18 protein-coding genes and 2 pseudogenes are annotated in these 19,417 nt (G+C 71.9%); 14 read left to right on the top strand and 6 right to left on the bottom strand.

Features of this window, described 5'->3' with window-relative positions:
* Window positions 1-205 precede the first annotated feature (205 nt).
* From OG344_RS15280 to OG344_RS15290, 3 genes are all read left to right on the top strand, one after another.
* Window positions 206-448, top strand: coding sequence for a WhiB family transcriptional regulator (locus tag OG344_RS15280; protein ID WP_405089098.1), 243 nt, complete (start codon window positions 206-208; stop codon window positions 446-448).
* A gap of 204 nt (window positions 449-652) precedes the next feature.
* On the top strand, window positions 653-3,631 hold the full coding sequence (locus OG344_RS15285; protein WP_405088785.1) for a glycosyltransferase: 2,979 nt from the start codon (window positions 653-655) through the stop codon (window positions 3,629-3,631).
* Window positions 3,628-5,100 carry a DUF5719 family protein gene (locus tag OG344_RS15290; RefSeq protein ID WP_405088786.1) on the top strand — a complete coding sequence of 491 codons (1,473 nt, stop codon included), beginning with the start codon at window positions 3,628-3,630 and terminating at the stop codon, window positions 5,098-5,100. Before OG344_RS15285 ends, OG344_RS15290 begins: the two co-directional genes overlap by 4 nt.
* Window positions 5,101-5,149: 49 nt before the next feature.
* Here OG344_RS15290 and OG344_RS15295 read toward each other — a convergent pair whose 3' ends face one another.
* The gene (locus tag OG344_RS15295) at window positions 5,150-5,617 is read right to left on the bottom strand and encodes a metallopeptidase family protein (RefSeq protein WP_405088787.1); all 468 of its coding nucleotides are present in this window, start codon (window positions 5,615-5,617) and stop codon (window positions 5,150-5,152) included.
* Between the two features lie 200 nt (window positions 5,618-5,817).
* On the opposite strand from OG344_RS15295, the gene OG344_RS15300 reads away from it, so the two are divergent.
* The 7 genes from OG344_RS15300 (at window position 5,818) to OG344_RS15330 (ending at window position 12,043) form a co-directional block, all read left to right on the top strand.
* Window positions 5,818-6,183 carry a DUF3499 domain-containing protein gene (locus OG344_RS15300; RefSeq protein ID WP_139573364.1) on the top strand — a complete coding sequence of 122 codons (366 nt, stop codon included), beginning with the start codon at window positions 5,818-5,820 and terminating at the stop codon, window positions 6,181-6,183.
* A 115-nt stretch (window positions 6,184-6,298) separates the two neighbouring features.
* Window positions 6,299-7,654: a phosphomannomutase/phosphoglucomutase gene (locus OG344_RS15305; RefSeq protein ID WP_405088788.1), complete on the top strand. Its 1,356-nt coding sequence runs from the start codon at window positions 6,299-6,301 to the stop codon at window positions 7,652-7,654.
* A gap of 4 nt (window positions 7,655-7,658) precedes the next feature.
* Entirely contained in the window at window positions 7,659-7,832 is a 174-nt protein-coding gene (locus tag OG344_RS15310; RefSeq protein ID WP_204284056.1) for a Trm112 family protein, read from the top strand.
* On the top strand, window positions 7,829-8,974 hold the full coding sequence (locus OG344_RS15315) for an SIS domain-containing protein (RefSeq protein ID WP_405088789.1): 1,146 nt from the start codon (window positions 7,829-7,831) through the stop codon (window positions 8,972-8,974). The genes OG344_RS15310 and OG344_RS15315 overlap by 4 nt, the downstream gene beginning before the upstream one ends.
* 43 nt (window positions 8,975-9,017) lie before the next feature.
* Window positions 9,018-9,959 (top strand): cation diffusion facilitator family transporter, encoded by a 942-nt coding sequence (locus OG344_RS15320; protein ID WP_327043947.1) that lies wholly within the window; start codon window positions 9,018-9,020, stop codon window positions 9,957-9,959.
* 133 nt (window positions 9,960-10,092) lie between these two features.
* A complete protein-coding gene (locus OG344_RS15325; RefSeq protein WP_405088790.1) occupies window positions 10,093-10,689 on the top strand; it encodes a DUF6230 family protein in 597 nt (198 codons plus the stop codon).
* Window positions 10,690-10,723: 34 nt separating this feature from the next.
* Window positions 10,724-12,043: a DUF6114 domain-containing protein gene (locus OG344_RS15330; RefSeq protein WP_405088791.1), complete on the top strand. Its 1,320-nt coding sequence runs from the start codon at window positions 10,724-10,726 to the stop codon at window positions 12,041-12,043.
* 36 nt (window positions 12,044-12,079) lie between these two features.
* Here the strand turns inward: OG344_RS15330 and OG344_RS15335 are convergent, their stop codons facing one another.
* The 3 genes from OG344_RS15335 to OG344_RS15345 form a co-directional block, all read right to left on the bottom strand.
* On the bottom strand, window positions 12,080-12,745 hold the full coding sequence (locus tag OG344_RS15335; protein WP_405088792.1) for a response regulator: 666 nt from the start codon (window positions 12,743-12,745) through the stop codon (window positions 12,080-12,082).
* Window positions 12,742-13,911, bottom strand: coding sequence for a sensor histidine kinase (locus OG344_RS15340; protein WP_405088793.1), 1,170 nt, complete (start codon window positions 13,909-13,911; stop codon window positions 12,742-12,744). Before OG344_RS15340 ends, OG344_RS15335 begins: the two co-directional genes overlap by 4 nt.
* Window positions 13,912-13,972: 61 nt before the next feature.
* Window positions 13,973-14,305: a MerR family transcriptional regulator gene (locus OG344_RS15345; RefSeq protein ID WP_405088794.1), complete on the bottom strand. Its 333-nt coding sequence runs from the start codon at window positions 14,303-14,305 to the stop codon at window positions 13,973-13,975.
* 190 nt (window positions 14,306-14,495) lie between these two features.
* Here OG344_RS15345 and OG344_RS15350 point away from each other — a divergent pair, with 190 nt between their 5' ends.
* Together OG344_RS15350 and OG344_RS15355 are read left to right on the top strand one after the other, a co-directional pair.
* Window positions 14,496-14,993, top strand: coding sequence for an SRPBCC family protein (locus OG344_RS15350; protein WP_177241249.1), 498 nt, complete (start codon window positions 14,496-14,498; stop codon window positions 14,991-14,993).
* A pseudogene (locus tag OG344_RS15355) lies at window positions 14,990-15,259 on the top strand (DUF664 domain-containing protein); the annotation flags it as partial. The gene OG344_RS15350 and the pseudogene OG344_RS15355, both read left to right, overlap by 4 nt.
* A 42-nt stretch (window positions 15,260-15,301) precedes the next feature.
* On the opposite strand, the pseudogene OG344_RS15360 reads toward OG344_RS15355, so the two are convergent.
* A pseudogene (locus OG344_RS15360) lies at window positions 15,302-16,128 on the bottom strand (IS630 family transposase); the annotation flags it as partial.
* A gap of 223 nt (window positions 16,129-16,351) precedes the next feature.
* On the opposite strand from OG344_RS15360, the gene ahcY reads away from it, so the two are divergent.
* Both ahcY and OG344_RS15370 read left to right on the top strand, forming a co-directional pair.
* The gene (gene ahcY, locus OG344_RS15365) at window positions 16,352-17,779 is read left to right on the top strand and encodes an adenosylhomocysteinase (protein ID WP_327043953.1); all 1,428 of its coding nucleotides are present in this window, start codon (window positions 16,352-16,354) and stop codon (window positions 17,777-17,779) included.
* Window positions 17,780-17,879: 100 nt separating this feature from the next.
* Entirely contained in the window at window positions 17,880-19,124 is a 1,245-nt protein-coding gene (locus OG344_RS15370) for an adenosylhomocysteinase (protein ID WP_405088795.1), read from the top strand.
* Window positions 19,125-19,140: 16 nt separating this feature from the next.
* On the opposite strand, the gene OG344_RS15375 is transcribed toward OG344_RS15370, so the two are convergent.
* Window positions 19,141-19,386 (bottom strand): hypothetical protein, encoded by a 246-nt coding sequence (locus tag OG344_RS15375; protein ID WP_405088796.1) that lies wholly within the window; start codon window positions 19,384-19,386, stop codon window positions 19,141-19,143.
* Between the last annotated feature and the right edge of the window lie 31 nt (window positions 19,387-19,417).

Genomic DNA, 19,417 nt, shown 5'->3' on the forward strand with positions numbered 1-19,417 from the left:
GGACCGAACAACGGGGCATACGAACCGGGGCAAGCAGGTCTTTCCCCGGGTATCGTTATGCCGCTTGACGCCACACGCGCCACGCGCGTGTAATTACAGACATGTTGTTACGCCTTCCCGACGGTGGGTATGGGGCAGGCGTTTTTATGGGGGGCCTCATGTGGGCGGGCGAGCGACAGGGAGGTGTGCAGTGACCGAGCTGGTCATGGCACAGGCGCTCGATGGTGAAGATCTTGGGTGGCAGGAACGCGCCCTGTGCGCGCAGACCGATCCTGAGGCGTTCTTTCCTGAGAAGGGCGGCTCCACCAGGGAAGCCAAGAAGGTGTGCCGTTCGTGCGAGGTTCGTGCGGAGTGCCTTGAGTACGCACTTCAGCATGACGAACGTTTCGGCATCTGGGGCGGTCTGTCCGAGCGCGAGCGACGCAAGATGAAGCGCCAGGCCGTCTGACGACGCGAACGGGGCCGTGCGCTCGGCGCGCGGCCCCGCGTCATGTCCGGCGGGGTTCGGGTGCGGTGGTTCGTCCGGGGAGCCGCGTCGGGGAGTGCCCCCGAAGTCTGTGCTGACATCCTGTTTCGCCTGGATGTGATCGGGTGAGTCCGGGTTGCCGTATCGTGGTCGGCGCTCAGCCGTACGACCCCCTTAGGACTCGACGTGCACTCGGTGACCGCGATCGTCGTCGCTCACGACGGCGCCCGCTGGCTCAAGGAGACGCTGGCGGCGCTGCCGCGCCAGACCCGGCCTCTCGACCGTGTCGTCGGTGTCGACAACGGCAGCCGTGACGGCAGTGCGAAGCTGCTGACCGAGGCGTTCGGCTCGCACAACGTGCTGACCATGCCGAGGTCCACCGGATTCGGCGAGGCCGTCCACGAGGTGCTGCGGCGGCTGCCTCCCGCGCCCGGCCAGGAGTGGGTCTGGCTGCTCCACGACGACTGCGCTCCCGACGCGGGCGCCCTGCAGGCCCTGCTGTGGGCCGCCGAGCAGGACCCCAAGGCCGCGATCCTCGGCCCCAAGCTGCGCGACTGGCTCGACCGGCGGGTGCTGCTGGAGATGGGCGTGACCGTCAGCAGGTCCGGACGGCGCGACACCGGCCTGGAGCCGAGGGAGTACGACCAGGGCCAGCACGACGAGCTCGCCGACGTCCTGTCGGTCTCCACGGCGGGCATGCTCATCCGCAGGGACGTCTGGGACGAGCTGTCCGGCCTCGACACCGGTCTGCCGCTGTTCCGCGACGACCTCGATCTGTGCTGGCGCGCCCGCGCGGCGGGCCATCGCGTGCTCAACGTGAGCGACGCGGTGGCCTGGCACGCCGAGGCGTCCGCGCGGCGCCGCCGCCGCATCTCCACGAGTGAGGAGCACCCGCGCAGGCTCGACCGGCGCAACGGCCTTTTCGTCCTGATGGCGAACCTCCCGTTCGGCGCGTTCGCGCGGTCCGTACTGCGCAACGTCTTCGGGTCGGCGCTCCGGGCCCTGCTGTTCCTGCTGGCCAAACAGCCGGCCAACGCCCTGGACGAAGTGGCCGCGCTCGGCTCGGTCCTCGGCCGTCCGTGGCGTCTGCTGCGGGCCCGCAAGGCGCGCAGGAACGGCAGGAAGCAGAGCTGGCCCGCGATCAGGCGCAAGCTCACCCCGCCCGGCGCCGCGCTGCGCCGTCTCGCCGACATGGTGCAGGGCTTCCTGGCCGGGACGGGCCCGGTCGACTCGGCGGGCCGCCACCACGCCGCCGCCGAGACCGGCGAGGAGGACGGCGACGAACTGCTCACCGATTCCGGCGGAGTCCAGCGCCTGCTGAGCAGCCCCGGAGTGGTGCTCTGCCTGATCCTCGCCGCGATCACGCTGGCCGCCGAACGGACACTGCTGCCGGACGGCCTGCTCGGCGGCGGCGCGCTGGTGCCCGTCACCGGGAGCGCGGCCGACCTCTGGCGGCTCTACGTCGAGGACCACCACGCCGCCGGGCTCGGCTCCGGCACCTGGGCCCCGCCGTACGTCGCCGTGCTGGCCGGGCTGTCGGCGCTCGCGCTGGGCAAGACCTGGCTGGTCGTCGGCGTGCTGCTGCTCGGCTGCGTGCCGCTGGCCGGGTTCTCGGCGTACGCCGCGACGAAGCGGATGATCCCCTACACGCCGGCGCGGGTCTGGCTGGCCGCCACCTACGCGCTGCTTCCGGTGACGACGGGCGCGGTGGCCGGCGGACGGCTCGGCACCGCGATCGTGATCGTGTTGCTGCCGGTCTACGCGGCGCTCGCCATCCGGGTGACGGCCGGGTCGAGCCGGGCCGCCTGGGGGTTCGGCCTGCTCCTGGCCGTGGGCACGGCGTTCGTCCCGCTCGTGTACGTGCTGGTGGTGATCCTCGGCGGCCTCGCCGCGGTGTCGTTCGGCGGCGTCCGCAGGGGAGCCACGAGGTCGATCGCGATCGGTCTCGGCACCCCGGTCGTCCTGCTGTTCCCGTGGCTGGTCCAGATCGCTCAGGAGCCGGGGCGCATCCTGCTGGAGTCCGGCCTGCACGACCCCCGGCTCTCCGACCCCCGGCTCGCCGCGGAGTCGCTGCTCATGCTGAGTCCCGGCGGCCCGGGGGTGCCGCCCGTGTGGACGACGGCCGGCCTGGTCGCGGTGGCACTGGCCGCCCTGCTGCTGCGGCGGCACCAGATGGTCGTCGCCATCGGCTGGGGCGTGATGCTCTTCGGCCTGCTGGTGGCGATCGTGGTCAGCCGGATCACCGTCCACGTGGGCGGAGCGATCGGGGAGGCCGCCGGGGGAGCCGTCCCCGTATGGCCCGGCGTGCCGCTGGCGTTCGCGGCGACCGGCCTGCTGGTCGCGGCCGCGCATCCCGCGCACCGGATCACCGAGTTCCGCGCCGCCCGCGGGCTGCGCCGCCTGGGCGCGATGCTCATCGTCGTGGTCGCCTTCGCCACGCCGCTGGCCGCCGCCGGGCTGTGGGTCGCCAGGAGCGCGGACGGCCCGCTGCGGCACGACGTGGCCGATCCCGTGCCGCTGCTCGCCGCGGTCGAGTCGGCACCGGGAGAGGGCACGCTGCTGCTGCGCTCCAGGGACGGCGAGATCGGCTACACGCTGTTGCGCGGCCGGGGGCCGCTGATCGGCGAGTCCGACCTGGAACCGCCGGGCGAGGCGAGCACCGGTTTCGGTGCGGCGGTCGCCGGGCTCGCCTCCGGGCGGGGGGGCGAGTACGCGCGGACGCTCGCGTCGTCCGGAGTCCGCTTCGTGTCGGTGCCCGCCCCGGTCGATCCGGCGTTGCAACGGGCGCTCGACTCCGAGCCCGCCCTGGCCAGGATGAGCCTGTCGGAGGCGGGTGGCCTGTGGCGCATGTCGGGCCAGGTCACGGTGCCGCCGCCCGCCGCGCCCGCGAGCGCGCTGCACCGCGGGTGGCTGTGGGCGCAGGGCGCGCTGCTCGTGCTCGTCCTCGTGCTGGCCTCGCCCGGCGCCCGTACGGCGGATCCCGACGGCGGCTCCGCCGACGGTCCGGCCGAGGAGGGGCCGCGTGGCCGCCGCCGAGGCCGGGATGACAGGGCCCGGAACGACAAGGGCAGGAACGACAAGGGCCGGGAAGGCGGGGGCCGCGGCAGAGGCGGCGAAGGCAGGGGCGGCGACGACAGGGGCAGGGAAGAAACGGTGCCCGCGTGAGAAGACTGATTGAGAACCGCTTCGGCCTGCTCGCCCTCGTGCTGATCGCGTCGGGCGCGCTCTTCGGCGTGGCCTTCGTCAGCAGGCCCGCCCCGGTGACCCAGGTGCGGCCGCAGGCCGTCCGAGCGCCCGTCGAGTCGGTGACGGCCGTGTGCCCGGCGCCGGCGGGCAGCAGGGTGAGCGTGGTCACCCCGCCCGGCGCCGGTGGACCCGGGAGCGCCACCGTGTCGGCGATCGCCGCCCCGGACGCGAAGGGCACGGACAAGAAGGCAGGCGAGGACCCGGGGAAGAAAGACGCCGTCATCGACCGGCCGGGTCTGCTGTGGCAGCGGGAGATCGCCTCCGGAGGCGGTCCTCTCATGGTCGACGCCACCGGCTCGATGGCCGCCGGGCTGGAGAGCGCGCAGACCGCCAGGGAGACCTCCGGCGCCCAGCGGGGCCTCGCCGGGGTGCGCTGCGTCGAGCCGGGCGCCGACACCTGGTTCGTCGGGCCGGGACCCGCCGCGGCCGAGATGACCCTCTATCTCGCCAACCCCGACTCCGCCCCGGCCGACATCACGTTCATGGTCTACTCGGGCGAGGGCCCGGTGCTGAGCGAGCGCGGCAACGGGGCGGTCGTCAAGCCCGGGGAGCACCGCGTGATCAGGCTGCGCGACCTCGCGCCGTCACCGCTGATCATGGCGTTACGGGTGAGCACCCGCAGCGGCCGGGTGGCCGCCGCCGTCAAGGCCGTGCTCGGGGAGGGCCGGGGCGCCGACTGGCTGCCCGTCGCCGCCGCCCCCGCCACCCGGGTCGTCGTCCCCGGCATCCCGGGCACCGCGGGGAAGCGCGAGCTGTACGTCGCCGCACCCGGGGAGACCGACACGGTCGTACGGATCAAGGCGGTGCTGGAGGACGGCTCCTACGCGCTGAAGAACAAGGAGACGATCGAGGTCCCGGCCGGCTCGACGGCCTCACTCGACCTGTCCACCGGCATCGGCGGGCAGCCCGCCGCGCTGGTGCTGGAGTCCGACGTGCCGATCGTGGCGGGTCTGAAGATCACCGGAACCGGCGCCCGGCAGGACGTCGCCTTCACGGCCGGCGCCGACTCCATCGATCTCGGCAGCGTCGTCGCGGACGCCCAGGCGACGGGAGGCAAGCAGGTCTCGCGGCTGGTGCTGTCGGCGCCCTTCGCCCCGGCCACGGTGGAGGTGCGGCTGCTGCCCGCCAAGGGGGAGGCGCCGGCCCCCGTCGAGGTCAAGCTGGCCGCCGCCCACACCCAGGAGATCAGGCTCACGCCGCGCGGAGGCAAGGACGCCTTCAGCGTCGTCGTGCGCCCGCTGCCCGGTTCCGGCCAGGTGTACGGCGGCCGGGTCCTGGACGAGGCGACCAAGGACGGCCAGCTCGTCACCGCGCAGCCGCTGGCCGTGGGCCGGATCTGGGCCCTGGTGCCCCCGGCCGTCGACGCACCGGGCGTCGTCCTCCCCTGAACGGCTGGACCCGGCTCCCGCGCCAGGGCGTGGTATCGGGAGCGTGGTCTCAGTGACGGTCGTCGTAGCCGGGGTCGATCGTCTCCGGGGTGAGGCCCAGCAGGCTCGCCACCTGCTCGACCACCACGTCCAGCACCAGCGTGCCGAGCGTGTCCCGGTCGCGGGCCCGCGCCTCGAGCGGCCGGCGATACAGCACGACGGTCGCGGGGTCGTCCCCGGCGGCCGACTCCGCCCGTCCCAGCGGGATCGGGTCCGACGACAACCGGGCCGGGCCGTCCACCAACTCGTCGGCCGGCGGCACCTCCTCGACGGCGAACTCGACGGCGGCGAGCTGGGCGCCCCACCGGGGCTTGAGCCGGTCGACCGCGTCGAGCACCAGGTCGTCGAAACGCTCCCCGCGGGACTTGGCGATGGGGACGTGCGAGGGCGCGAGCGGGCCACGCATCCCGCGACCGTGCCGGTCGCGCCGGCGCACCCGCCGCCGGGGGTCCGGCCCGTCACCGCTCCGATCGCTCACGCAGTCAGCTTAGGGCGTGCCGGCGTGATCCGCCGGACACCGCCTGAGCCGCTTCCGCGGGTACGACGGACCGCGTGGCGTTGTGTCCGCTTTGCCCGACAATCTCATGAGGACTTCTCAGAACGCTGAATTGTGGCGACACGCTCGATAAGAGCGGCGGGGTGGTGGCAATGTGAACGCGGACCGGATACGGTCCCTCCGTGAGCCCCGTCCGCAGCTGTTCCCGTACCGCCTGCAGGCAGCCTGCCGTCTTCACACTCACGTATGTCTACGCCGACTCGACCGCCGTACTCGGCCCTCTGGCGACGTACGTCGAGCCCCATTGCTACGACCTGTGCGCGGAGCACGCGGAACGGCTCACCGCGCCCAGAGGCTGGGAGGTCGTGCGCCTTCCGTCCGAGTCCGTGTCCCCGAGCGGAGACGACCTGGAGGCGCTGGCGAACGCGGTCCGCGAGGCCGCCCGCCCCGCCCCCGCGGCGGGAGAGCCGGTCGGTCAGGCGGTCGAGGTGGGGCGCCGGGGTCATCTGCGCGTGCTCAAGTCGGCGCAGCCCAATCGGGAGCGCTGAAGCGTTCAGGCTCCGCGCGACGAGATCGCGCGCACCGCGTTGGATCGCCCGTTGTGGGGGCAATCAGGCGCTATAGGCTCAGGTGCGAAGACTTAACGACTTTTTAGGGGCTGCAGTGGCCGACCTCAGCAGGATCTTCAAGGCGTACGACGTGCGCGGTGTGGTGCCCGACGAGCTCGACGAGGAGATCGCGCAGGCCGTAGGGGCGGCGTTCGTGGAGCTGACCGGTGCGACGTCGGTGGTGACGGCCCACGACATGCGCACCTCCTCCGGCCCGCTGGCCGCGGCCTTCGCGCGGGGCGCGACCTCCCGCGGCGCCGACGTCGTCAACGCCGGCCTCGGCTCGACCGACATGCTCTACTACGCCAGCGGCAGCCTGAACCTGCCGGGCGTGATGTTCACGGCGAGCCACAACCCGGCCAAGTACAACGGCATGAAGATGTGCCGCGCCGGGGCCGTTCCCGTGGGCACCGACACCGGGCTGCTGGAGATCCGCGACCGCGCGGCCGAGCTGCTCGAAAGTGGGCTGGGCGGCACTCCCGGCGCGGGCACGGTGACGGAACGCAACCTGCTGGAGGGCTACGCCGCCCACCTCAAGACCCTGGTCGACCTGTCGGGAATCCGGCCGCTGAAGGTGGTCGTCGACGCCGGCAACGGGATGGGCGGCTACACGGTCCCCGAGGTCTTCGAGGGCCTGCCGATCGAGCTGACCCCGCTCTACTTCGAGCTCGACGGCAGCTTCCCGAACCACGAGGCCAACCCGATCGAGCCGGAGAACCTGCGCGACCTGCAGAAGGCGGTCGTCTCGCAGGGCGCCGACATCGGCATCGCCTTCGACGGCGACGCCGACCGCTGCTGGGTCATCGACGAGCGGGGCGAGTCGGTGCCGCCGTCCACGATCACCGCGCTGGTCGCGGTGCGCGAGCTGGCCAAGGACCCCGGCGCGACGGTCATCCACAACCTGATCACGTCCAGGGGCGTGCCGGAGATCGTCGCCGAGCACGGCGGCAAGCCGGTCCGCACCCGCGTGGGCCACTCGTTCATCAAGGCCGAGATGGCCCGCACCGGCGCGGTCTTCGGCGGCGAGCACTCGGCCCACTATTACTTCCGCGACTTCTGGTTCGCCGATTCCGGCATGCTGGCCGCGCTGCACGTGCTCGCCGCGCTGGGCGAGCAGGACCGGCCGCTGTCGGAGGTGCTGTCGCGCTACTCGCGCTACGCCGCCTCCGGGGAGATCAACAGCAGGGTGGACGACCAGACGGCGGCCCTGGCCCGCGTACGGGAGACCTTCGCGGCGCGTGAGGGTGTTACCTTCGACGAGCTGGACGGACTCACCGTCAGCGGTCCGGACTGGTGGTTCAACCTGCGTCCGTCGAACACCGAGCCGCTGCTGCGGCTCAACGCGGAGGCCTCCGACGAGGAGAAGGTCGCCGCCGTCCGCGACGAAGTGCTCGCCGTCGTAAGGAGCTGACGACTTGAAGATCGACGACTGGCTGCTGGACATCCTCGCGTGCCCGGCGTGCAAGTCCCCCCTCCGCGCCGTGCCGGAGGCGGACGAGCTGGCCTGCACGTCCGAGTCGTGCGGCCTGGTCTATCCGGTGCGTGACGACATCCCGGTCCTCCTCGTCGACGAGGCCCGCCGGGCATGACCGGTGCCGGTGGGGCCCGGTTCGAGCCCGACCGGCTCGACGACCAGGCATATCTGGTGGAGGGCGACCCCTCCGGCATGCTCCGTACGGTGGCCTCCTCGGCCGCCGAGGTGCGCACGGCGTACCGGGCGGCCGTGGAGAGCGGCCTCGCGCGGATCGGCCGCGACGGCCGCCCGCGGGCGATCGTGGTGGCGGGCATGGGCGCGAGCGGGCTCGCCGGCGAGGTGCTCGAGGCGCTGTGCCGGTACGGCTCCCCGGTTCCGGTCGTGACGGTGCGCGGCTACCGGCTGCCCGGCTGGGTCGGCGCCGCCGATCTCGTCGTCGCCGTCTCCCGCTCGGGGACGACCGAGGAGACCGTCGCCGTGACCGCCGAGGCCATACGGCGCGGCTGCGGGGTCGTCGGCGTGGGCGCGCCGGACACGCCGCTGGCCGCCCTGGTCGCGCGGGGCGGCGGGCCGTACGTGCCGGTCGGCGGGGAGGCCGGGCAGCCCGAGGCGACCCTGTGGTCGCTGATGGTGCCGCCGATCCTCGCGGCGGCGGCGTTCGGGCTGGTCCCCGTGGACGAGGACGAGTTCGAGGCGGTCGCGGGGCGGCTGGAGGACCTCGCGCACCGCTGCCGCCCGTCGAGCGAGTCGTTCATCAACCCCGGCAAGACGCTGGCCATGGAACTGGCCGGCACGGTTCCGGTCGTCTGGGGCACCTCTCCGGTGGCCGCGGTGGCGGCCCACCTCCTGGCCACCCGGCTCGGCGCGCACGCGGGATATCCCGCGATCTGGGGCGAGCTGCCCGAGGCGGCGCACAACCAGATCGGGACGTTCGACGGCCCCCTCGCCGGGCGTGACATCTTCGCCGACCCTCATCTGGACGAGCCGGGAGGCGGCCCGCGGCTGCGCCTGTTCCTGCTGCGTGACGTGGAGGAACACCCGCAGGTGACCCGGTCCCGCACCGCCGCCGTACGGATGGCCGAGGACCGCGGGGTGCCGGTGTCGGAGATCACGGCCGACGGCGTGCGCCCGCTGGAGCGGCTCGCCGCCCTCGCCGGGCTGTGCGACTACGCGACTGTCTACCTGGCTCTCGGGTACGGGATCGACCCGGCGTCGGTGGCCGTGTCCACGGAACTCCGGGCCAGGATTTCGCAGTAGGGCACTAGGATCGCTTCGGCCTGTAGACATCGAGGAGTTCAACGTGAGTGCGGGTGGCGGTACCAAGGCGATCCTCGCGGCGCTCGGCGCCAACATGGCGATCGCGGTGGCGAAGTTCGTGGCGTTCCTCTTCACCGGGTCGTCCTCCATGCTCGCCGAGTCGGTCCACTCCGTGGCCGACTCCGGCAACCAGGCGCTGCTGATGCTGGGCGGCAAGCAGGCCACCAAGCGGAGCACCCGCAAACACCCGTTCGGCTACGGGCGCGAGCGGTACTTCTACGCGTTCGTCGTGGCGGTCGTGCTGTTCACGATCGGCGCACTGTTCTCGCTGTACGAGGGCTGGCACAAGATCTCCGACCCGCAGCCGGTGGAGTCGCCGCAGTGGGCGTTCGGCGTGCTGGTCTTCGCGATCGTCGCCGAGGGGTTCTCGTTCCGTACGGCGATCAAGGAATCGAGGGTGCACAAGGGCAAGGAGTCCTGGCTGTCCTTCATCCGGCGGTCCAAGGCGCCCGAGCTGCCCGTCGTGCTGCTGGAGGACTTCGGCGCGCTGCTCGGCCTGGTCTTCGCGCTGTCCGGCGTCGCGATGGCGGTGATCACCGGCAACGGCGCGTGGGACGGCGCGGGCAGCCTCGTGATCGGCCTGCTGCTCGCGGTGATCGCGGTCATCCTGGCCATCGAGACCAAGTCGCTGCTGATCGGCGAGAGCGCCGCCCCCGAGATGGAGAAGAAGATCTGCGCGGCGCTGGAGTCGGCTCCCGAGGTCAGCCGGGTGATCCACCTGCGCACCCTGCACCTCGGCCCGGAGGAACTGCTGGTCGCCGCCAAGATCGCGGTCGAGCACGACGACACCGCGAGCGAGGTGGCCCGGGGCATCGACGAGGCCGAACGGCGCATCCGCGAGGCCGTGCCGATCGCCCGGGTGATCTACCTGGAGCCGGACCTCTACCGGGCGGACGCCGCCTCGACGCAGCCCGCCGGTGCCTGATCGGCTTCTCGCTCGGTCACCTTCCCACTGCGCACCGTGATCGAAATGTGATCCCGAGTCACTTCAACCTCCCTGGTACCGGTCGGTAACTTTACTTGTGCATCTGACCGGTTCCCCCCTCCGGAGGTGACTCATGATCCAGCAGGGACGCGTGCGCTGGAAACGGTTCGCGCTCGTCTTCGTACCCGCGCTCGCGGTCGCCTCCGTGCTCGTCGGCGCGACCGCCGAGGGCGCCATCGGCGCGTCGTTCGTGGTCTCGGGCGACACGTTCAAGGTCTCCGCCGACAGGCTGCAGGGCCAGGGCTTCGTGCAGTACGGCAGCGTCACCGAGAACAAGAAGGGCCGGAAGATCCCGGTCGCGGTCTCCGGCATCCGGAAGGCCACCCTGACGAACATGTGCCAGACCGTCCTGATGAAGTCGCCGGTCGGCGCGGTGACGCTCCGGATCACCGCGGGCACCGGCAAGGACCCGGTGACCGCGGAAAACATGATCGTCGATGCCTCCCAGATCCAGGGCAACGCGGTCTTCACCGGCATCGAGGCCGGCCGCGACGCCGGCACGCTCGACCAGGTGCCGGAGGCGCAGGGCGCCGCGGGCATGTTCGGCCAGCAGGCGAGCGCGGTCTCCATCGAGAACTTCCGGCAGGTCTCCTGGTCGGTCAACGCGGCGACCTTCAAGCTTCCGGGCCTGAATTTGACCGTCGAACCCGGCGAGCACGAGTGCTTCTGATGCGGCGGCCGGTCGAACCCCTCGGCGGGCGGCGATGAACGGATCCTGGCGGAGGTCCAGGCCCTTCTGGGGCGGCCTGCTGGTGCTGCTCGCGGGCCTGGAGCTGCTGAGCATCCCGTTCGCGACGAAGGCCCTGCCGCTCGTCATCCGGTCGGGCACGGTCGGGGCCACCTACCTCATCGCGCTCGTACTGGTCATCCTGGGCCTGATGATCTGGCTCCAGCCCGGTCAGCGGGCCTTCCTCGGCGTCGTCGCCATGCTGGTCTCGATCGCGTCGTTCGTATACGCCAACCTGGGCGGCTTCCTCGTCGGCATGCTGCTCGGCCTCGTCGGGGGCGCGCTCGCGGTCGCCTGGGCTCCGGAGGAGACGGCCCCCCGCGCCTCCGGGACGCCCGCCGAGCCCTCCGGCGCCGCCGCCCCGCCCGCCGAGCCCGCCGTCGCGGCCGCCCCGCCCGCGCCCGGCGGCGGAGAGATCACCTTCACCACCCGCCGGGTCGTCGGCCGCGACGAGCACCTGCGGCCTTCGGGCGGGCAGGACGGCCCGCCGGGGCGGTACGAAGGGAGCGGGGGGCCGGGTGCGGGGAGTAGGGCGCTGGCGATCGCGATGCTTCCCGTCCTCCTGGTGACGGGGACGGGCGTGCCACAGGATGACCCCGGTGCCTCCGCGCAGCACGGCACCATCTCCCGCGCCGTGTCCCATGCCGTGCCGGATGCGGTGTCCACCCTGCTTCCCGGGGCAGTGCCGAGCGCCGTCTCCGGCGTCGTTCCGGACGTGGTGCCCACGATCGTGCCCACCGACCTGCCGGGAGCCCTGGGATCGGCGAACCCCCTGGCCCCTCTCACCGGCGGGAGGTCCCGTTCGCCCAGCGCGTCGCCGTCCCCGGGCATGGACGACCAGGAGGGCCAGGCCCCGCCCGCCGGACCCGCGGGCGGTCAGGTGAGGGTCGCGGTCGAGTCCGCCGCCGTACGCGCCCCCTCCCTCACCATGACCGGCATGAAGTTCACCGGGGTCGTGGAGATGCCCACCGCGACCGGCATGGTCAAGATGCTCCGCTTCACCATGCGGAAGGCCGTGCTGGAGCGGCCTCAGCAGACCATAGGCTCGACGACGCTCGTCGGCAGCACCTTCACCTTCGAGGGCAACGTGGTGATCTGCACGACGAAGATGACCGGCAAGCTCCTCGGCGTGCCCCAGCGGTTCACGGCCGAGCACCCGAACATCCTGGTCAGGGCGCTCACGCTGGTGCCGTCGCTGAACGTGCCGCTGACGATGACCGACGTCGTCAGCGAGCAGCCGTACGTGACGGCCGACTCCCTGCGCGCGGACGATCTCCACCTGGTGGCCGGCGCCTGACCGGCCGCACACACCGCGCCGCACGGCCGGGAACGGTCAGTCGAGGTCTCCGGGCCGTACGAGCCCGGTCTCGTAGGCGTGGATGACGGCCTGAGTGCGGTCGCGCAGGCCGAGCTTCGCCAGGATCCGGGCGACGTGCGTCTTCACCGTGTGTTCGGTCACCACCAGGGCCGCCGCGATCTCGGCGTTGGACAGCCCCCGGGCCATGAGCCGCAGCACCTCGGACTCGCGCGCGGTCAGCGGCGCCCGCGCCCGCGACGGTCCGGCCGGTGCGGGCTCGGCGGCCCGCCGCCGGGTGAACTCCGCGATGAGCCGCCGGGTGACCTTGGGCGCGAGCAGGGCGTCGCCGCGGGCCACGATCCGTACGGATTCGGCCAGTTCCTCGGCCCGGATGTCCTTCAGCAGAAAGCCGCTCGCCCCCGCGAGGAGCGCCTGGTAGACGTACTCGTCCAGGTCGAAGGTCGTGATCATCAGAGCCTTGGCGCCGATCCCGGTGACGGTCCGGGCGGCCTCGATGCCGTTCAGCACCGGCATCCTGATGTCGAGCACGGCGACGTCCGGCCGTTCGGCCCCGGCCAGCCGTACGGCCTCCCGGCCGTCGGCTGCGGCGCCGACGACCTCGATGTCCGGCTGGGCGGCCAGCACGGCGGTGAACCCCCTGAGCACCACCGGCTGGTCGTCGGCCACGAGCACTCTGATCATTCCGTCGGCAGTCCCGCCTGGAGGAGGAAGCCGCCCTCCGGGCCCGGTCCGGCGACGAACCAGCCGCCCAGGGCCGTGGCGCGCTCGCGCATGCCGATCAGCCCGTGTCCGCTCGCCTCCGGTGTCTTCTCGGCCGGGCCCGGTCCGTCGTCGGCGATGCGGAGCGCGAGCAGCGCCGGCCGGTAGGCGACCTCGATCGACACGCGGGCGCCCGGAGCGTGCTGCCTGGCGTTCGTGAGGGCCTCCTGGATGATCCGGTACGCCGAGATGTTCACGGCCTGCGGGAGCTCCCGCACCTCGCCGACGACGTCGAGGTCGACCTCCCCGCCGTGCTGCTCGATCAGCGCGGGCAGCCGCGCCAGGCCCGGTTGCGGCGCGGTCTCCGGCGGCGCCTCGGCGCGCAGGACGCCGAGGAGCCGGCGCATCTCGGTGAGCGTGCCGCGGGCCGTCGCGGCGATCTCCGCGAACTCCTTCCTGCCGTCGTCGCCCAGGTCGGCGAGCGTGTACGGCGCGGTCTCCGCCTGGACGGCGATCATCGAGATCGAGTGCGCCACGATGTCGTGCATCTCCCTGGCGATGCGGGCGCGCTCCGCCATGGCCGCCTGCTCGCGCAGCGCCTCCAGGTTGTCCACCCGGGCTTCGCGCACCTCGTGCCGGCTTCGCCGCAGGTCGGCGAGGAGCGCCATCGCGACCGGCAGCGCCGCCCAGCCCAGGGCGGCATCGGGCCGCTGTGCTCCTGCCAGAAAGACGAGGATGAAGGCCCCGGCAGCCGAGCCCGACCCGAGGAGCCAGGCGGTCCTGCGGCCGACCATGCGGAAGACCGTGTAGGCGGACAGCAGTCCCGACACGTACACGGGATAGCCGAGGCCGAAGATGTTCCCGGCGATGGCGCCTTCGAAGACCAGCAGGGCGAGCGCCCCCACACCGGTCAGGGCCACGGCCCCGACGGGGTGACGGTGGCGCACGGTGTGCGGCAGGGTCGCGAGCCCGGTGGCGAGTATCCCGATGGGACCGAGATCACCGCGGAACGCGCCGAGCTGGACCAGCGCGAGGAGGAACAGGCCGAGGCCGACGGCGATGTCGAGGAGCGGAGATTCGAGGGCTCTCCGGACGTCGAAGGCTGCCACCTGCCGCTCCATCGATCCGAGCTTCGAAGAGATGTCCACGGGGGAGAGTCTGTCTCCGATCGGAGGGAGGATCGTCACTCTGAGGAGTGAACTCGGGGGTTCATCGACGCCGCAGCAGGGCCAGGGCCTTCTCCTTCTCGAAGTCCAGCGCCCGGCGCGGCGCCTGGATCCGGCCGATGCGCACGCCGAGGTCCCGTACGGCCTGGGCCACCGCGGGCTCGGACAGCGCCCGGAGCGCGAAGGCCAGTTCCGCCGGCGAGACGTCGAAGCGGCGTTCCAGGTCCACCGCCTTCCGCACCGCCTCGATCTCGTCCGGGCCGAAGCGCCGGTGGGAGCCCCGGTCGCGTACGGGCGGCAGCAGGCCGAGCGCCTCCCGGTAGCGCAGCATGCGGGGGGACATGCCGAGCCGCCGTGCCGCCTCGGTGATGCGCATGTTGCCTCCGGTCCACGTTCCCGGACCCCACGCTAGTGCTGTGACCTCATAGGTTCGCCGGGTGGCTGGATCAGGCCTTGATCGCCAACCGACGGCATGTGGAATGTCCTCGGCGAGGCGTTGTCGTACCCCCGGTGTAGCGTCCGGGCCGGAGTCGGGTTCATGCTCTGCGGTTAACGGAGGCACGCGGATGACGAGTACGACAGGCGAGCCCGTGGTGGTGGTGTCCCGGCGCATCGGGGCCCCGGCGGAGGAGATCTTCCGGATCCTGGCCGACCCCGGACGGCACCCGGACCTCGACGGCTCGGGGATGCTGCGCGGTGGCGTCTCCGACGCCGTGGTCTCGGGCGTCGGGGACGTCTTCGTGATGCGGATGCATTACGAGCGATACGGCGACTATGAGATGAACAACCACGTCGTCGAGTACGAGCCGGACCGTCGCCTCGGCTGGGAGCCGAGGCCCGGTCGCGGGCACCCGGACGCCACCGCACCCGGGGCCGCGTGGGGCCACCGGTGGATCTTCGATCTGCTCCCGGACGGAGCCGGGGCGACGGTCGTGACCGAGACCTTCGACGGTTCGCGCATGCCGGAGGACAAACGCGCGGAAGTGGACAGCGGGCGCGCCTGGTGGCAGACGCAGATGGCGAGCACCCTGGAACGCCTCGCCGAACTGTGCGCCGCCCGGTGAACGCCGAACTCGACGCCCTCAAGGGAGCCCTGGACCGTCAGCGCGAGCATGTCCTCGGGGTCCTGGAAGGGCTCTCGGAGGAGGATCTGCGGCGGCCGGTGCTGCCCAGCGGCTGGAGCTGCCTGGCATTGCTGCGCCACCTCACCCTGGATGTCGAACGCTTCTGGTTCCCCGGGGTGATCGCGGGCGAACAGGATGTGGCCGGACAGCTCGCGGCAGGCGCGGAGGCGCACTGGTACGTACCCGAGGGGATGACCATCGACGAGGTCTACGCCGACTACCTGGCGGCCATCGCGCGTGCAGACGCCGCCCTTGTGGGCGGACAGGTTGTCCAGGATCACGTAGATCGGGGCGCCGTCGGGCCGGGCGGCACGGATCGATTTCAAGGCGGCCAACGTGTTGGCGGCGCCCTTTCTGCGGCGGTTGACGCCCCCCACAGGGTGTCGTCGCCGACTGAGTAGCAGCCGTGGAAGTAGCGCACGCCGTGGGTGCGGTGGTAGGTGGCGGGCAGTCGGTCGGGGCGCTTCTGGGTGACCCAACCCGAGCCCGCGGTGGGACGGATCCCGAGCGGGCCGAACTCGTCGAAGGCGAAGACCCGGTCCGGGAAGCGGTCCAGGGCTTCCTCGATCCGGTCCAGCTTCGCCTCCCGGTCGGGGTCCGGGGACTCCTTCCAGGTCTTGGTGCGCTGGAAGGAGATGCCGCGGCGGGCGAGCAGGCCACGTAACGCCTCGCGGCCGATCCGAATCACGCGGCCGGGGACCTTCCGCAGGTAGGCGACGAGTTCGCGCAGTGACCAGCGGGTGAAGGGCTGGCCGATCTTGGTCGGGCGGGTGGTGGCCGTCTGGATGACGAAGCCCTCGTCGTCATCGCTGAGCAGGCGGGGACGGCCTCCCGCCCACTGAGGGTCCAGGCAGGCCAGGCCGATCTCGTTGAACCGATGGATCACATCTCTGACGGTGTCTTCATCGGCCTGCACCAGCTGGGCGATCACCGGCACCCGGTTCCCGCCGGCGGAGGCCAGCAGCATCATCGCGCGCCGGTAGCGCACCGAGCTGGTGCTGCCGCGGCGCACGATCTGCTGCAGCTTCTGCCCCTCCTGGTCGGTCAGTCTGCGCACACGGACGGGCTCGGCCACCGCGCCTCCAACGGTCGGATCGGACGTCAGCGCACATCCAACCGCCACGACCACCAACCCGGCGAACCTATGCGGTCACAGCACTAGACAGTCCCGGAGCCTTCCGGCACCCGTCGACGGCCGAATCTCACATTCTTGTGTCAGGTTCGTGCCCCCGCGTATGCGTCCCGAGTCCCGCGACGCCTAAACTCGCACCGACGAGACAACGGAGAGGGACACATTCATGGACTTCAAGGTCGCCGACCTTGCGCTTGCCGAGTTCGGCCGCAAAGAGATCCGCCTCGCGGAGCACGAGATGCCGGGCCTCATGGCGACCCGGAAGGAGTACGCCGCGGCGCGGCCGCTGCGGGGTGCGAAGATCATGGGCTCGCTGCACATGACGATCCAGACCGCCGTGCTGATCGAGACGCTGGTCGCGCTGGGCGCCGACGTCCGCTGGGTGAGCTGCAACATCTTCTCCACCCAGGACCACGCCGCCGCCGCGACGGTCGTCGGCCCGGACGGCACGGCCGACAACCCCTCCGGTGTCCCGGTCTTCGCCTGGAAGGGCGAGACGCTGGAGGAGTACTGGTGGTGCACCGAGCAGGCGCTCCGCTGGCCCGACGGCTCCGGCCCCAACATGATCCTCGACGACGGCGGCGACGCCACGCTGCTGGTGCACAAGGGCGTGGAGTTCGAGAAGGCCGGCGCCGTCCCGGTCGCCGGTGAGGACGACCCCGAGGAGTGGGCGGTCATCCTCGACACCCTCCGCCGCACGGTCACCGGGGACAAGTGGTGGACCCGCGTCGCCGAGGACATCAAGGGCGTCACCGAGGAGACCACGACCGGCGTGCACCGCCTGTACGAGATGCACAAGACCGGCAATCTCCTCTTCCCGGCGATCAACGTCAACGACTCGGTGACCAAGTCGAAGTTCGACAACAAGTACGGCTGCCGCCACTCGGTGATCGACGGCCTCAACCGCGCCACCGACGTGCTGATCGGCGGCAAGGTCGCCGTGGTCTGCGGGTACGGCGACGTGGGCAAGGGCTGCGCCGACGCGCTGCGCGGCCAGGGCGCCCGGGTCATCGTCACCGAGATCGACCCGATCTGCGCGCTCCAGGCGGCGATGGACGGCTTCCAGGTCACCACCCTGGAGGAGGTCGTCGGCATCGCGGACATCTTCGTCACCTGCACCGGCAACTACGGCATCATCAGCGCCGAGCACATGTCGCGGATGAAGCACCAGGCGATCGTGTCCAACATCGGCCACTTCGACAACGAGATCGACATGGCCGGCCTCGGCCGGATCGACGGCGTCAAGCGGATCACCATCAAGCCGCAGGTCGACGAGTGGGTGTTCCCCGACGGGCACTCCGTCATCGTGCTCGCCGAGGGCAGGCTGATGAACCTGGGCTGCGCCACCGGCCACCCCTCGTTCGTCATGTCGAACTCGTTCACCAACCAGGTCATCGCGCAGCTCGAGCTGTTCACGAAGACCGACGAGTACCCGACCGGCGTGTACGTGCTGCCCAAGCACCTCGACGAGAAGGTCGCCCGCCTCCACCTCGACGCGCTCGGCGTGAAGCTGACCACGCTGAGCAAGAAGCAGGCGGAGTACATCGGCGTCGACGTCGAGGGCCCGTACAAGCCGGACCACTACCGCTACTGACGGCGGGACGGCCGCGGGGGCCGCAGGCCCTCGCGGCCCGAACGAGAAGGCGCCTACGAGAAGGCGCGTACGAGAACCGCACGAAAGACGGAGGGCCGGCGTGATACAGCCGGACATCGCGGAGGCCGGGGAGCGGCGCATCGAATGGGCGGCCCGGTCGATGCCGGTCCTCCAGGCCATCGGCGCCGGGTTCGGCGCCGACCGGCCGCTCGACGGCCTGCGCATCGCCGCCTGCCTGCACGTGACGGCCGAGACGGCCGTGCTCATGGGCGCGCTGCGGCAGGGCGGCGCCGAGATCGCCCTGGCCGCCTCGAACCCCCTGTCCACGCAGGACGACGTCGCCGCGGCGCTGGGGGAGTACGGCATCGCCGTGCACGCCCGCGCCGGGGTCGACAGGGCGACCTACTACCGGCACATCAACCAGGCGCTCGACATCGCGCCGCACATCGTCCTCGACGACGGCTGCGACCTCGTCAACATCCTGCACACCGAGCGGGTCCAGCTTCTCGACGGCGTTCTGGGCGGCTGCGAGGAGACCACCACGGGGATCATCCGGCTGCGCCAGATGGCCTCGGAGGGCGCGCTGCGCTTCCCGGTCGTCGCGGTCAACGACACCCGGACGAAGCGGATGTTCGACAACCGCTACGGCACCGGTCAGTCGACGCTCGACGGCATCATGCGGGCCACCAACGTGCTGCTCGCGGGCCGCACCGTCGTCGTCGCGGGCTTCGGCTTCTGCGGCAGGGGAGTCGCGGAGCGGGCCAAGGGCCTCGGCGCGCGGGTCGTCGTCACCGAGATCGACCCGGTCAAGGCCCTCGACGCCGCCCTGCAAGGCTACGACGTGCGGCCGATGAGCCGGGCCGCCGAGATCGGCGACGTGTTCGTGACCGTCACCGGCAACCGCGACGTCATCCGCGCCGAGCACCTGGCCGCCATGAAGGACGGCGCGATCCTCGCGAACGCGGGCCACTTCGACGTCGAGATCGACGTGCGGGCATTGGAGGGGATGGCCCGGGAGGTGCGCTTCGGCATCAGGCCCAACACCGACGAGTACGTCCTGGCGGACGGCCGCAGGCTGCTCCTGCTCGCCGAGGGCCGCCTGGTGAACCTCACCGCCGCCGAGGGCCATCCGGCCGCGGTGATGGACATGTCGTTCTCCGCCCAGGCCCTCACCGTCGCCTGGCTGGTCGAGGAGCCGTCCCGGCTGCCGCCCGGCGTGTACGACGTCCCGGCCGGCATCGACGTGGAGGTGGCCCGCCTGAAGCTCGCCGCCGCCGGGATCTCGATCGACGCCCTCACCGCCGAGCAGGAGGAGTATCTCCACTCCTGGCGGCTCGGGTCCTGACGCGCGGCCGGGACGACTATTCCGGACGGCCGGGACCGGTCAGGTCGTCGATGGTCTCCCGGAGCCAGCGGATCTCCGTACGGCTGGTCGCCGTGGCGACGGTGAGCAGGCCCCTGCGGAACGGATCGTCGAAGTCCGCGGCCCGCAGCGGCCGGTCTCCCTCCCAGAAGAAGGACGCCGGCTGGGTCAGGAACGCGAGTCTGCGCCGAAGGACCGCGGCCTGCTGGGCGGGATCGCCGAGGTGACGGAGGAACGCCAGCACGGTGAACCAGCGGTTCTCGTCGGTGATGAAG

Source organism: Microbispora sp. NBC_01389 (genome assembly GCF_045040095.1).
Lineage (GTDB): Bacteria > Actinomycetota > Actinomycetes > Streptosporangiales > Streptosporangiaceae > Microbispora.